Annotated in this window: 14 protein-coding genes and 1 tRNA gene; 6 read left to right on the top strand and 9 right to left on the bottom strand. The window is 62.3% G+C overall.

The annotated features are described in order from the left end of the window. Positions 1–59: 59 nt before the first annotated feature. Positions 60–974 carry an IclR family transcriptional regulator gene (locus M9955_11640; protein ID MCO5082296.1) on the top strand — a complete coding sequence of 305 codons (915 nt, stop codon included), beginning with the start codon at positions 60–62 and terminating at the stop codon, positions 972–974. A 16-nt stretch (positions 975–990) separates the two neighbouring features. After that, positions 991–1665 carry an RraA family protein gene (locus M9955_11635; GenBank protein MCO5082295.1) on the top strand — a complete coding sequence of 225 codons (675 nt, stop codon included), beginning with the start codon at positions 991–993 and terminating at the stop codon, positions 1663–1665. A 201-nt stretch (positions 1666–1866) separates the two neighbouring features. Here the strand turns inward: M9955_11635 and M9955_11630 are convergent, their stop codons facing one another. The 8 genes from M9955_11630 to M9955_11595 form a co-directional block, all read right to left on the bottom strand. After that, positions 1867–3039 carry a hypothetical protein gene (locus tag M9955_11630; GenBank protein MCO5082294.1) on the bottom strand — a complete coding sequence of 391 codons (1173 nt, stop codon included), beginning with the start codon at positions 3037–3039 and terminating at the stop codon, positions 1867–1869. 31 nt (positions 3040–3070) lie between these two features. Further along, positions 3071–4135 carry a S49 family peptidase gene (locus M9955_11625; protein MCO5082293.1) on the bottom strand — a complete coding sequence of 355 codons (1065 nt, stop codon included), beginning with the start codon at positions 4133–4135 and terminating at the stop codon, positions 3071–3073. A gap of 71 nt (positions 4136–4206) precedes the next feature. Next, a complete protein-coding gene (locus M9955_11620; protein ID MCO5082292.1) occupies positions 4207–4380 on the bottom strand; it encodes a hypothetical protein in 174 nt (57 codons plus the stop codon). Then, complete coding sequence (locus tag M9955_11615; protein ID MCO5082291.1) at positions 4377–4616, bottom strand: hypothetical protein; 240 nt, start codon at positions 4614–4616, stop codon at positions 4377–4379. The genes M9955_11620 and M9955_11615 overlap by 4 nt, the downstream gene beginning before the upstream one ends. A 74-nt stretch (positions 4617–4690) precedes the next feature. Continuing rightward, positions 4691–6604 (bottom strand): hypothetical protein, encoded by a 1914-nt coding sequence (locus M9955_11610; protein MCO5082290.1) that lies wholly within the window; start codon positions 6602–6604, stop codon positions 4691–4693. 147 nt (positions 6605–6751) lie between these two features. Then, positions 6752–7108, bottom strand: a complete 357-nt coding sequence (locus tag M9955_11605) for a phage tail assembly protein (GenBank protein ID MCO5082289.1) — start codon at positions 7106–7108, stop codon at positions 6752–6754. 195 nt (positions 7109–7303) lie between these two features. After that, positions 7304–7380 (bottom strand) — tRNA-Arg (locus M9955_11600). A 209-nt stretch (positions 7381–7589) separates the two neighbouring features. Then, entirely contained in the window at positions 7590–9080 is a 1491-nt protein-coding gene (locus M9955_11595; GenBank protein ID MCO5082288.1) for a HAMP domain-containing histidine kinase, read from the bottom strand. Between the two features lie 288 nt (positions 9081–9368). On the opposite strand from M9955_11595, the gene rpmH reads away from it, so the two are divergent. From rpmH to M9955_11575, 4 genes are all read left to right on the top strand, one after another. Next, positions 9369–9503 (top strand): 50S ribosomal protein L34, encoded by a 135-nt coding sequence (gene rpmH / locus M9955_11590; GenBank protein ID MCO5082287.1) that lies wholly within the window; start codon positions 9369–9371, stop codon positions 9501–9503. A gap of 13 nt (positions 9504–9516) precedes the next feature. Then, a complete protein-coding gene (gene rnpA / locus M9955_11585) occupies positions 9517–9870 on the top strand; it encodes a ribonuclease P protein component (GenBank protein ID MCO5082286.1) in 354 nt (117 codons plus the stop codon). An 18-nt stretch (positions 9871–9888) separates the two neighbouring features. Continuing rightward, entirely contained in the window at positions 9889–11691 is a 1803-nt protein-coding gene (yidC, locus tag M9955_11580; protein MCO5082285.1) for a membrane protein insertase YidC, read from the top strand. A 71-nt stretch (positions 11692–11762) separates the two neighbouring features. After that, positions 11763–12155, top strand: a complete 393-nt coding sequence (locus tag M9955_11575) for a PPOX class F420-dependent oxidoreductase (GenBank protein MCO5082284.1) — start codon at positions 11763–11765, stop codon at positions 12153–12155. A gap of 1102 nt (positions 12156–13257) precedes the next feature. Here M9955_11575 and M9955_11570 read toward each other — a convergent pair. Then, on the bottom strand, positions 13258–14226 hold the full coding sequence (locus M9955_11570; protein MCO5082283.1) for an IS1595 family transposase: 969 nt from the start codon (positions 14224–14226) through the stop codon (positions 13258–13260). Between the last annotated feature and the right edge of the window lie 65 nt (positions 14227–14291).

Below are 14291 nucleotides of genomic sequence, written 5' to 3'. Positions count from 1 at the left end.
TGCTCCTCCCTGATCCAAAAACGGAATGCGTTCCATTTCCTATTTGCGATCTTGTCCGGATGTCAAGCGATCATTTCGCGCTTATTTTCTTTATTTTTGCGCTCAAAATTCCGTTTGACAGCGCGCTTTTTGTTCGAGAGGATGAAAAAGAAATGATGAAACACCATTCCGATTTCTACGATGTGCGCGACCGGGATACGAGCGGCCAGCTACGTAAGGGGGTCGATCTGCTGTCGGTCCTCGTGGCGAGCGCAAGCCCGCTTTCGCTCGGAGAACTCGCGTCTGCCTGCGGTCAGCCGAAGGCGACGACGCACCGCCTGCTTGCCACGCTCTGCGAGCTTCAGTTGGCCTCGGCTCGGAATGACGGGCGATACAGTCTCGGCCCCTGGTGCCTGACATTGGGCAGCGCGTATCTCGGAGGACTGGACCTCAGACGGGAGGCGCTGCCTATCCTGCAGCAACTTGTGGCGACGACCAATGAAACCGCGCATCTCGGCGTCAGCGGCGGCGACAAGGTCGTTCTCATCGAGCAGGCCGAGCCCAATCGATCGATAAGGATGGTGTCGCGCGTAGGCGCCAGCAGCCCACTCCATGCCACCTCCATCGGCAAGGTGCTCCTGGCCTACAGCACGGCCGACGATTTGGAGGCGCTTCTCGGCCAAGGCGCGGAACGCCTGACGTCCAACACCATCACCGATCCGCAAGAGCTTCGCTTCGCGCTCAAAAGGGTTCGCGAGATGGGGTTTGCGATCAACGATATCGAGTATGAGGAAGGAATCCGCTGCGTTGGCGCGCCGGTTTACGATCATACCGGGAAGGTCATTGCGGGGATCAGCGTATCCTGTCCGGACTTCCGCACGCCGCGCGACCGACTGCTCGAACTGGCACCCCAGGTCATCGCGGCGGCGCAGCAGCTTTCCGTACGGATGGGCTTCGACCCCGCCACCCTCCACAACACCGATCCAACATCCTAATCACGGAGCAAGAACCATGAACGATGCCGGCAAGATTGCCGAGAGATTCAAGCGGCTGTACGTGCCGGCGGTCGCCGACATTCTGGACAAGAAGGGACTGTGGAATCAGCTGCTCCCGCATGAGATCCGGCCGTTGGACGACGACATGAAGATTGCCGGCCCCGCCTTCACGGCGAAAGGCCACGCAACCGCCGAACTGGATCTTGGCATCGGTCCCCGCATCCTTGAGGAATTCCTGCCGGATTGCGTCGCCGTGTGGGACACCAGCGGAGACATGACGGTAGGCCATTGGGGCGAATTGATGAGCAATTCCGCCATGGCAAAGGGCTGTGTGGGCGCCGTCGTGGACGGCGGCATCCGTGATACCGGCTATATCCGCAAACTCGGCTTTCCCGTCTTCTCGCGTTTCCGCTGCGCGGCGGACGCCATGGGACGCTGGAAGATCACCGACATGAACGTCAGCGTGCGTATCGGCAACGTCGTGATTCACCCTGGCGACTATCTCTTCGGTGACATCGATGGCGTCGTCGTGATCCCCAAGGCCCTTACCCTGGAAGTGCTCGAGAAGGCCGAGGCGGTCGTCGCCGCCGAGGACGAAATCCGCGTGGCGGTCGCCAAGGGCGAGCCGCTCGCAGACATGTACGAGCGCTTTAAGCTTCTCGACCGTCCGCTGGGCGCTGCCAAAGGCTGAAAATTGGGTGGAGTGCGGCGCCTGAGCAAGCGTAAACGAAAGCAGACGGCCATCCCCGAGCTCCACGAAAAGCTCGGGGATGGCCTTTCCGCGCCAACGGTCCAACGCGCGGCAGCGGAGGTGCTGAGCTCGGGTAACGTCCGGGGACAAGCCGGCGGCTCAGCCAGTCGCGACGGGTGGAGTGGCCCGCCGTGACGTCGGTCACGCGGCGTGGTCCACCGCGTGCAATGTCTTTGGCCTCGGAGGCTTCTCGCCGCCAAAGAAGCCCAGCGGGTCGCCGAGATCCGCAAAGTCGGTGAAGTGCTTCGGGCCGTCCCACGACAGTATCGCGGTCTTTTGATATACTTGATGGCCCTCGAAGGCATCGCGCCCTTCCGGCGTGTCCATCCGCAGGGCGAAGCCGGACTCAACAGCGGCATCCGCCACCGGCTCAGGAAGCCAGCGCCTTGACAGCCGACTGACGGTTTCCCAGCAGTTGAAATCGTTGTCGCTGCTGACGTAGCGAAAATCCTTCGTCACGAAGACTTCGACCTCGGAGTGTTCCGGCCGCGCAGGCTCGGCTTCCAGCTCAGGCTTCCGCTCGATGCGCCGCCCGGACGTGAGATCGATCTCACCGCGGCGAATGGCGTCGGCATGCGCCCGGTTGCGATCTCCGATCAGCGTCGTTGCCGCGGCGGAGGCGTCGGTCGGCTCTGGCGGTGCCCCGTACAGCTTGGTCGTCGGCTTCCGGTGCGTTTCGAAGAAGCGGTGCAGTGCGAAGGTAGACCGCTCCTTGATGAAGATGTCTGGCTGCTGGCGATACAACGCTTCAGCGAAAATCACCGTGGCAAGTTCGTGCGGCCGCGCCGGCCCCCAAGGGCGCTTGTATTCCGGCCATTCGATCTCAATCAACGCATAGTCGTCGGGAATGGCATCTTTCAGCTTATCGAAAGCCTTGGATACGCCGGCCACGGCCTTCTCTAGTTCGGCTGCCGCCTCGTCGACGGCATCGGCGATGCCTTCGAAGTGACCGGCGACCTGCTCGCGCTTGCCGGCAAGATCCTGGGCGTCGCGCTCCGTGGTGACGCTGGCGATCTGGCCGTCGATGTCCGCCAGTGCGTCGGCGAACATCTGCAGATGATCTTCCGCATCACGAACCGCGCGAGACAGCGCCGTGATGTCGGCGCCAGGGTCGGAGGTGAGCGCGGAGCGGCGCTGCTCCTTGGCCTTGTCGAAAGCGGCCTGGGCTTCTGCCTGCCGGCTGGCGAGTTCGTCACGTTTGGCGTTCAGCCTCGCGAGATCTTTACCCAGCCGCTCAACGGCTGCGTTGGCTTCGGTGACGGCTTTGGACGGCCGACCGCGGCGTTTGGGGATGATGCTGTCAATGAGGGACATTCGTTTCTCCTTGTCCTGTTGGGGTGGTTGATCAGAGTTCCGATTTTACGGCGGTGGACGGCAGGCCGGCGTTGACGGTGTCCGCCGCGCTCTTCCACATGGCGTCGATCTTGGCCTTACGCTCGGTTTCGGCCGCAGCCGCTCTGGCCGCATCCGCCGCTTTTTGGTCCGCAAGCATTTTCGCCGCCTGTTCTGCGGTCCATTTCGGAGGTGAGGTGGTGGCCGGCGCGGCGGCGGCGGTCGAGGCGTTGGTTTTGGTGATTGAGCCCGTCCGCCGCTGCGCACTCGCGAGCACGTTTTCGAACTGATCCACCGCATCGGCCATACCTGCCTTGATGGCATTCTTGCCGATCTCGACGCCGCCTTTGCCGAATTTCTCGACCACGGTCTGGGCGCTGACGCCACGGTGCTTCGCGATATCCCTTATGAAGACTTCGGCAAGATCGTCGACGATCTTCTGGACGGCGGCGCGGCCCCTGTCGGTGTTGATATCCGGCCGTTTGTTAGGCGACTGCGACGACACGACCTCCCAGCGCTTGACGCCCCGCTGTTCGTCACGCTTCGATGTGTCACTAACAGTCATTGAGACGCCGATGCTGCCGAGCATCGCCATGTCGCTGACGACAATCTTCTCTGCCGCCGAGGCGATCCAATATGCCGCGGAACAAGCCTGGCCACTGACGTAGGCGGTGACGGGCTTCTTGCGCCGGAGCGCATAGACGGCGTCGGCCAACTCGCTGCACCCGTTTACCTCGCCGCCGGGCGAGTCGATGTAGAGGATGATCGACTGTATCTTGTCGTTGTTGGCGACGACGTGCAGATCCTGAAAGAGCGTCTCGTAAGTCGGGAGCCCGAGCAGTTGTGACAGCCACGTCTCGCGTTTCACGAGCGTGCCTTCGAGGTAGATTATTGCCGTGTCGCGGCCGCGCACGCCGATGCGCCGCGTTCCCACCAGGTGGGTTGCGCGATAGGCCTCGAGCGCCTCTGGTTCGAGAAATTCACCTCTGGCGAAACGCTCGAACGCGCGTTCACCCGCGCTCATGAGGCTGCCAAGCGCGTCTTCGGCGAGCGCCCACGCGCCGGCGCCGAAATTCATGTCGTAGAAGATCGCCGGCGTCGGCAGCGCAGGGTTGAGTTCTTTCACTTGCATCGAATTCTCCAGTTCGATCAGAGGGAGCCGGTGAACTGCTGGGTCCAGAGCCGGATCAGCAGCCAGGACACGCCAACAGCACACATGCCGTAAGCCAGGGCATTGGCGCGATCCCATTTGCCGCGCCGTAGCGTCCCGTAGAGCAGGATGGCGCCGATACCGGTTGCCATGACATCGAGTGCGCCGATCATGGGGCAACCCCGTAATCGGCCATGCTGCGGCGAAGTTGGCGGTCGGTGTTCCCGGCCGCGGCTGATGCAGCCGATCCCAACCGCTCAAGCTCCCACAAGGCCGCCCGCACCTTCGCGAGGAAGGCGTCGATCGACGAACTGTCGATATTTGGCCGGACGGTCACGCCGAGGGAGTTTTGAACATCGGTGCCGGTCTGTGCCGCTTCTGTGCGAAGCCGCTCCATGCCAGACAGCATTGCGTCGATCGATCCGCCAGCCGCTGGAGAGGCAGAGGGGCCGCCGGCGGCCGGAGGGGCAGAGGTGCCGCCATTCACACCGGTCTCGATCTTGAAATGGTCGCGGAAATTGAAGTCAGGATCTGCCGCCGCCCCGAACAGAAGGCGCTTCCAATCCAGTGCACCCACAGTGCTTTCGAGTGCTTCACGGGCCTTCTTTTGGTTCGCAACCTGATCTTCGAAGGTGTCGCCAGGAGTGTCCCCATCGACTGCACCGCGAGTGCCCAAACCGCCAGCGCACCGCCGGCACGGCCCAGAAGCCCCAATGCCCCCGCGCCACCGGCATTCGCTTTGCCAGATCCATCCGGAACTGCGCCGTCCGCTACTCCTGCGCCGCCAAGCGCGATCGCCGCCCTCGTCAATGCTGCGGCTGAACCGTCGAGTGCCACCGCAGATGCCCGCAGCCCGAACATGTCGGCCATCTTGCTGATGCCGAATTTGCCGGCGCCGTAAAGGGCCGCGCCCCCAACACCGATGCCAAGGGCGGTAAGTGCTGGGTTCTCCCGTGCCGCCGCGGCCAAGGCGTTGATGCCGTCGGCCAACGTGTTCAACGCCGCGCTGACGTGATCCATCGGCAAGATGGCGGCGGAGAGGTTTTGCATGCTGCTTTTGAAGCCCTCGAAGGCGGCAAACGGGTTGTCCGCCTGGATCGTGTCCGCCGCATCGAGCCCGACGGCGTTGGGGAGCCTCTGTTCGACCAGCCGACGATATTGCTCCATCGACAGGATGGCGCGAAGGATCAGGTCAGAAGACAGCCGGTTGTTTGTGAGTTGGCCCACAACGCGGGCCAGCTCTGTCTCATTCTCAGTGTCGACGCCCTTTTCGCGGAGTTTTGGGAGCATGGTATCCCATATCCACGTCAGCGGATTTTCCGTGAATTTCTCCTGATTGAGCAAGCGCCCCGCCTCGTCGCGAAGCCCGAGTGCCTCTTGCTCGCTCAAGGCCGCCTTTGAAGCGCGACCGACGATAAACTGATCGAAGGCGGCGCGAAGTTGGGTGCCGCTATCGCTCCCGCCACTCTCGGCGATAAGCATCGGCAGCCATTGGAACAGAAACTCGTCGCCGAACACCTTGCCGCCGGCGCGGGCGTACTTGATCGCTTCGGCGAAGGCCGTCGGATCGATGTCACGCCCGACGATCTGCTGCGCCTTGATAAAATTCTCAAGGCCGTACCGGTACTCCTCCGGCGTCACCCTTTCGATGTTGTCGAGCGCCTTGTTAAACTGGCGCAGCCCACCAAGCGCACCTTCCGGCCCCATCATGTTCGAGAGAACAAGGTATGCCCTTGCCATTTCCTCGGAGACGTTGAGGGCCGCCTCCGTCGAGGGCATCGACAGGGACGCTTCCTTGAGAACATCGTAGATCTCGGACTTTTGCAGCCGATACCGCTCAGCGAGCTCGTCGGCGCGGGTGTCGATCTTGCCGCGTTCACCGACGTCGAGGCCGGCATACTTCGCTTCGGCCTGCACCCGCCGTTCATTCGATGCGGCGATCAGCGCCTCACGGCCCATGACGCCGCCGAGATAGGCTCCGGTGTAGCCGCCGCCCATGACCATGAGAGGCTTGAGCCCGTAGCCGAGCGACCGGTGCATGGCCACGATGCGCTTTTCGGTCTCCTGCGCTTCAGCCCGGACTGCGGCCAGATGAGAGATGGTCGCGGTCTTCCACGTCGAGATCTTCTGCTTGCGCAGCGCCTTCGTGATGTTCTTATTGTCGAGATCCGCAACGAGGTTCGTCCAGGAACGACGGACTGCTTCAATCTCGGCGGGAGTGGCCTTGAGCTGGGCAAGCTGCTTGCCGAAGGCCGCGCCCCAATCGCCGGCGCGCACCTTTCCGAGCGTCCGGGCGGCGCTGTCAATGTCACGTAGCGTGCGCGCGACCTTGTCGGCTTCGCCGAGTCCTTCGGCGCGAAGTTTCAGAATTAATTGGCCGACCAGGGTCCGGGCCATGCGTTCACCCAATAAGTTTGGCGCCGGCGAGCTTCACGTCGAGCATCTTCTCAAGATACTCTTCGTGGCTCGCAGCGAGCGCATGTTCGATGATTTCCAGCCAATCCATAGCGAGGACGTCCGGTAGCGGTGTGCTGTAGCGACGGGCTACAGTGCGGACGTAGCTGCGGACGTCTCCTGGGCGAATGCGGCCCCCAGCATCAACCGCCGGGGCAAAAAAGGGAGAAGGGCCTCCTCCACCCGCAGCCGATCGTCGTCATCCATCTCGTCATAAACTTCACGCGGGAAGTCGAGGCACGGAAGCTGAGGCTGAGGCTCGTCTTCCTTCAGGGCGGCGCTGGCGCGAATGAAGTCGTCGACTTGCTTGCCGGTCACGCGGCGGATGGTGACGCTTTCATAGAGCTTGCCGTCGAACTCGACGGGATGGACCAGCGCGACGGTGGTCGACCGCGGCTTGTCGGAAACGATGCGGGCTTCAGGCTTGAGGGCGGGTTCGTCGGTCATGTCGGACTACTCGAGTTGTTGTCTGACACAACAAATGACCGACCAAGCAGCGGAAAAACATAACGAAAAATGGGATGCCTAAGCGCACCCGCCTTCAGGCTGATGTACCCACGCTGTACCCACGACGCCCAAACGGGAAACACATGGCGCTAAGCCGCGAGATCAATTTTCTTAGGAAATTCAATGACTTGTGAGTGGCGCGCCCGAAGAGATTCGAACTCCTGACCCCCAGATTCGTAGTCTGGTGCTCTATCCAGCTGAGCTACGGGCGCAAGGCCGTCAAGACGGCCTCGATGACCAGCGAAAGGCCAGCCACCGAACAGAGGCGCTACCTAGCGAGCCGCCGGTCGAATTGCAAGTGCAAATGACAGCAAATCGTCCGGCGCCGGAAACCGCGTGCTCGCAGGCTGAAGACGTGCTCCGGCTCGGAGTCCTTGGGTCTGCCTGCGCCTCACCGGCCGCGACCGTACGGCCAGGCTCATCAAGCCGGACGTCGCAGCGCGCCGCGCGCCTGTTCCAGACTGACGGGCTGATCCGGAATGGAAACCGCGAAGACCGTGCGGCCGCCGATGCTCTCCACCAGCTCAAGCGTGCCGCCATGGGCGCGGACGAGCTCCTGCGCGATGGCGAGGCCGAGGCCCGTGCCGCCGCTGCGCGCCGAGCCGCGGAAAGCGGTAAACAGGTTTTCGCGCGCTTTCGCGGGCAGGCCGGGACCGGTGTCGGTGACGAGGATGCGGCTGACGCTGCCGATGCGCTCGGCGGAAACGGTGAGGCGGCGGACAACCGCCTCGTCGTCGTCGCCCGACATGGCCTGCACGGCGTTGCGGCAGAGGTTCGAGAGCACGCGAAAGAGCTGGTCGGAATCGGCGTCGACCTCGAAGGCCGGGTCGACGGCGTTGACGAAGTCGATACCCGATGCCTCGGCCCCGACCGCATCCTCCACCTCATCCACGAGCTGGAAGAGTTTTACGCGTCGCCGGGCCGGCGGCGGCTCCTGCGTGCGGCCATAGGCCAGAACGCCGCTCGAATAGGCGACGGCGCGGTCCAGCGTGCGCACCAGCTTCGGCGCCAGCGACTGCACCGCAGGGTCCTTGATCGAGCGCAGGCGGTCCGACAGAAGCTGGGCCGACGACAGCATGTTGCGCATGTCATGGTTGATCTTCGACACGGCCAGTCCGAGATCGGCGAGGTGGCGCTGCTCGGCCAGCATCTTCTGCAGCGAGGTCTGCATGCCGGCCAGCTCGCGCTCGGCCACGCCGATCTCGTCGGTGCGCGGCTCCGGCCTGATGATGCCGGTGCTTTCCTCGGGGGCGCGGGAAAAGGCGAGCATGGAGGCCGTCATGCCGCGGATGGGGCGGATCATGATGCGGTCGATCGCGGTATAGACGAGGAGCGCCGTGAACACCGAGATGAGCAGCGAAACCACGGCCACGTTCCACGAATAGAGGAGCATGGCGCGGCGCAGGCGCCAGTCGGGCATGACGATCTCGAACACCTTGTCGCTGTCGCCCACGGTTCCATAGACGCGCATCATGCGCTTGCCGCCGGAGAGCATGGTGTCGAGCGCCGGGCCGATCGAGTTGAGCAGCGTGCCGGCGCGCAGGTCGATGTGCTCGTCGACCTCCTTGGGCATCTCCGACACGGCCAGAAGTCGCGACACGCCGTCTTCGTCGCGCACGGCGATGGCCTTGGCGCCGATCGCCATCAGCACGTCCTTCTGCAGGGTGGGCTGGGCGTCCGTCGCCTCGTTCTGAAGAAGCACGATGCTGACCGCGGCGGCCGTTGCGAGGCGCTCCTCGAGCCAGCTCAGCCGGAAATTGGCGATGGAGGGGACGAAGATCAGCACTTCGGCGACCAGCACGAAGATGACGGTGAGCACCAGCAGCTTGGCCGAAAGGCCGCGCGCCAGCGGCACCGTCGGGTCCTGCCCGCGGTCGCGGCTGCCGTTTTCGGTGGACGGGCTGGCGTCCATTCTTCCTTTCCACATCGGGCGGGAGCCAGCCCCGCCTGACGACCCGCATGCGGAAAGCAATAGGACAAGGCGGCCGATTTGCCAATTGAAACAGCGGAAAACGACACCTCGCGCACGAATCGGGCAGCGACGGGGCGAATTGACACTGGCGGACCTTCTTTCTATAAGCCGCCGCACGTTCGGGCCGATGGCTCCGGCGCAAATTTCGTTTGCGCCACCGCAGACCGGACAACGCTCCTGTTCATCGAGACAGAACCAAGAAGGGCCGCACCCCGCGGTATCAAATAAATGAAGCGCACCTATCAACCATCCAAGCTCGTCCGCAAGCGGCGTCACGGCTTCCGTGCACGCATGGCCACGAAGGGCGGACGCGGCGTCGTCGCCGCGCGCCGCAACCGCGGCCGCAAGCGTTTGTCCGCCTGAGCGGGCATATCCCTTGCCGGATAACGGCACGCCTGTGCGTCCGCTGCCGAAGCGGCTCGGCAAGCGGGCCGAATTCCTGGCCGTCCGCGGTGGCGAGAAGCGCCGCGGGCGGCTTTTCCTGCTGGAAGTGCTCGACCGCGGCGATACGAATGCGCCACGCGTCGGCTATACGGTCACCAGGAAGGCCGGCAACGCCGTCGCGCGCAACCGCATCCGCCGGCGGCTGCGCGAGGCCGTGCGCCTTCATGCCGCCGCTGACATGTCGGACGGCAGTGACTATGTGATCGTCGGACGGACGGAGCTGGTCTCCGCCCCTTTCACCGAAATCGCGGCGGAACTCTCTCGGCGCATCCGCGGCCGCCGATAGCGCAGAGACAAGGTCATGATGCAAAACAACCGCAACTTCTTCATCACCATCGTTCTTTCGGTGCTGATCCTGACCTTGTGGCAGGTTTTCTACATGAATCCGCGCATCGAGAAGGAGCGCGAGCAGGCCCGCATCGAAGCCGAGCGTGTCGAGCAGCAGAATCCCGGCCAGCAGGCCCCGGGCCAGACCACCACGACGCCGGCCGCACCCGGCACGACCGTGCCCGGCACCGACGGCGCCACGGTCGAAAGCCGCCAGCAGGCTCTTGCCGGCTCGCAGCGCATCGCCATCGACACGCCGAGCATTTCCGGCTCCATCAACCTCAAGGGCGCGCGCATCGACGATGTGAAGCTCAAGGCCTACCGCCTGACGGTCGAGAAGGATTCGCCGAACATCGAGCTGCTCAATCCCTCGTCGCTGCCCAACGGCTTCTACGCCGAGATCGGCTATGTGGGCGGCGCCGACAGCGGCGCGGTTCCGGGTCCCGACACGGTCTGGACGGTCGAGGGCACGCCGACGCTGACGCCCGCCACGCCGGTGGTGCTCACCTACACCAACGACAAGGGCGTTACCTTCAATCGCCAGATCTCGGTTGACCAGAACTACATGTTCACGGTCACCGACACGGTCACCAACGGCAGCGGCGGGCCGGTGTCGCTCAACAACTACGGGCGCGTCACGCGTTTCGACAAGCCGACCCACGCATCCATCTACGTGCTGCATGAAGGCCTGATCGGCGTCACTGGCGAGGAAGGCCTGCAGGAGATCAAGTACGCGACGATCGAGGACGACAAGGCTGTCGTGCCGGGCAAGTCCACGGATGGCTGGCTGGGCATCACCGACAAATACTGGGCGCTGGCGCTGGTGCCTTCCGGCAAGCAGCCCTTCCAGCCGCGCTTCAGCTATCTTGAGGACGGCCGCACCCGCTATCAGTCCGACTTCCTCACCGACACGATCACCGTCGCGCCCGGCGCGTCCGACACGATCGAGACGCTGGTCTTCGCCGGAGCCAAGGAAGTGGCCAAGGTGCAGGCCTATGAGTCCGACCGGCAGATCCGGCAGTTCGACCTGCTGATCGACTGGGGCTGGTTCTATTTCATCACCAAGCCGATGTTCCACCTCATCGACTGGTTCTACAAACTGCTCGGCAATTTCGGCCTCGCCATTCTGGCCACCACCGTGGCCGTAAAGCTCGTTTTCTTCCCGCTTGCCAACAAATCCTACAAGTCCATGGCAAACATGAAGATGGTGCAGCCCAAGCTTCTGGAAATCCGCGAAAAATACGCGGACGACAAGATGAAGCAGCAGCAGGCGATGATGGAGCTCTACAAGACCGAGAAGATCAATCCGATTGCCGGCTGCTGGCCGGTGCTGCTGCAGATCCCGGTCTTCTTCGCGCTCTACAAGGTGCTCTACGTCACCATCGAGATGCGGCACGCGCCGTTCTTCGGCTGGATCCAGGATCTGGCCGCGCCGGACCCGACCTCGATCTTCAACCTGTTCGGCCTGCTGCCCTTCATGGTGCCGCAATACCTGCATATCGGCGTATGGCCGCTGATCATGGGCGTCACCATGTTCCTGCAGATGCGCATGAACCCGACGCCGCCCGATCCGACACAGGCGATGATCTTCAACTGGATGCCGGTGATCTTCACCTTCATGCTGGCCTCGTTTCCGGCCGGTCTCGTCATCTACTGGGCGTGGAACAACACGCTCTCGATCATCCAGCAGGGTGTCATCATGAAGCGTCAGGGCGCCAAGATCGAGCTCTGGGACAATCTCGCCGGCCTGTTCAAGCGAAAGCCCAAACCGGCCGAGTAGCAGGCGCTTGTCTGCCTCCTGCCGTCGCCGTAGAGTGACGGCAGACGTTCTTTGGACAAGAGGAACCGCCCATGTCGCTGCCGGAAAACTGGAAAACCATCCTCAAACAGCCGGTGCTCGTGCACTTCACCACGGTCATGGCCGACGGCAGCCCACAGACGAGCCCGGTGTGGGTCGACGTCGAAGGCGACGATATCCTCATCAATTCGGCTGTCGGGCGGGTGAAGGATAAGAATGTCCGCCGCGATCCGCGCGTGGCGGTTTCGGCCGTCGATCCCGACAACGCCTATCGCGCGCTTATGGTGCGCGGGCGTGTCATCGACATCACCACCGAGGGCGCCGAAGCGCAGATCGACGCTCTGGCCAAAAAATACATCGGGCAGGACACGTATCCTTGGCGGAGGCCCGGCGAAGTCCGCGTCACCTACCGCATCAGGCCCGAAAAGATCGGCACGATGGGGTGAGCGGCCGGTTCACGAAGTGAATTCATCGTGCCAGTGGCACGATGAAAGGCCAGCGAACGCCGGGACGCTGCGAAGCGGCGGGGACCCGGCCGGGTGATGCCGCCAGCATGCCTTTTCTCTCCCTTCGTCATCCTATGGCAAGCGCAGCGAAGCGGAGCGCGACCATAGGATCCATGCCTGAGCGCTGTGGACGGATGAGACGCTGGGCGAAAAGCGCGCTCCCTTCTCCCACAAGGGGAGAAGGAAGGGACGGCGGCGGATATCGCGTCGGACGCGGGGACAAATCCGCCGCCTCTCGAAACTTTCTCCCAGCAACATCAGTCACTTCCACGAATCCTCCCCGCAATCTTCTCCCCGTTCGCCGGTTCCCCGCCATAATGCCCTCGTCCTTCTTGCGCGGCCTTATGTATCAACGGCACCACAAAATATGGTGCTTGGCGGCGGCAGATCAACTAAACTTGCCGCATGGAAAACGATCCTGGCATTCACGCCCTACTCCGCCGCCGCTCAGAGGTTGTTGGCGCGATAGGCCATCTTGAAACAAAGGTATCCAGACTTCGCTTGGATCTTCGTCATTTGGACGCGGCGCTACGGATTATGGGTTACACTGGCGATCAAGCCTCTTTACCCGTGCGTAGAGCTTGTTCCTCTGGCCTATTCCATCGAAAGGAGTTGGGCCGCCTTATCGTGACGATCCTTCGCGCCAGTCCGGAAGGGTTACAAGCAGCGGCAATTGCCCTTGTCATCGCTCGCGACAAAGGTTGGGCAGTAGATGAAAAGCCATTCATGGTAGCGCTCACGGACAAGGTAAGTCGGGCGCTGAGCAAACTCAAAAGCCAGAATCGTGCGAACTTTCAGAATGGAGATACCGGCTATCTATGGCGACTGACATGATGAATGTTGGAGTGAAGCGCTGCGGCAAGGATGCAAGTGTCATTGCGAGACAGGCCCGCCCGTGACATGATATGCAAATGGAAGGACCGGCAACAAAGAAAGACCTTCAAGAGGTCATGAGGCGCTTCGAGCGCAGAATGCTGCCTATGACCGTGCTGATATGGTCCGGTTTCGGCGTACTCCTAACACTGATTGTCAAACAGACATCCTAACCGGCAATCGATCGCTGCCAGTACCCTGCCCATATACGGCTCACAGGATGGTTGAGTGAGCCACCGAGCAGTGCCATCGCATTCCCGCCATTGGAACGGCGGCGGTGATCTTCCAGCCAAGCAGCGTGATTGGCGTACTGATACAGGTACTTGTGCGAAACGAAATGATGCTGCCCACGAACCATGCGGCGAAGGCGGCTGAAATAGTTTTCCACCCAATTCGTATGCTTGCCGTGACCGTCGCTGTAGGAAAGGCTGTGGTTGATGCGGGTGGAGTCGAACTGCATTTCCAGCGCGTCCCAATGCGTTGCCTCATCGGCAAATAGTTTGGCTCCGGCGATCATGCGGGCGCGGGCGATCTCAACGCCATCAGCCTCGCTCATGCGAACGAATGACAGAGTGCGGCCCGAGCGCTGGCGAAGCGCCACGACAACACGGCGGCGCTCGGAACGGTTCTCGCTACGGCGGCGGTCCTTACGGTCCTCTATGTGGTTTTCAGGACGGACATGACCGCCGAAATAGGCACCGTCGATCTCGACTTCGCCGTCCAGCATTTCCGTCACGGTTTCAGCCGCAAGCGCCTCACGCAGCTTGTGCGCCAGAACGAAAGCCGTCTTGTATTGCACGTCCAGATCGCGGGAGAATTGGACTGCCGACATGCCCTTGGAGCCGTTTACGAACAGACAGATCGCGGCCAGCAAGTCCGTGAAAGACAGTTTGCGCGAAGCGAACATCGTGCCGCTCGTAACGCTGAATTGGGCATGGCAGGCCGCGCACTTGAACTTGCGGCGGGTCGGAATGTCATAGTGGTCGAGGCACCCGCACTTCGGGCAAACAGGCTCGCCTTTCGTCTCCGACCAGCGGAGCCGCTTAAACGTGTCGTAAGCCTTTTCCTCGCCACTGCGATAAATCTCCTTCAGCGAAAGAGTCCGCGATTCAGCCGAGAGAAGGAAGTGTTGCGCCATTTGTCTCCATATCCGATGATATTATACATCGTATATGAGGACTTGAATCATCGAAGTCAAGGATT

The sequence above is a fragment of the Rhizobiaceae bacterium genome (genome assembly GCA_023953845.1).
Taxonomy (GTDB): Bacteria; Pseudomonadota; Alphaproteobacteria; order Rhizobiales; family Rhizobiaceae; genus Arvimicrobium.
This window is presented reverse-complemented; position numbering and strand designations above follow the sequence as displayed.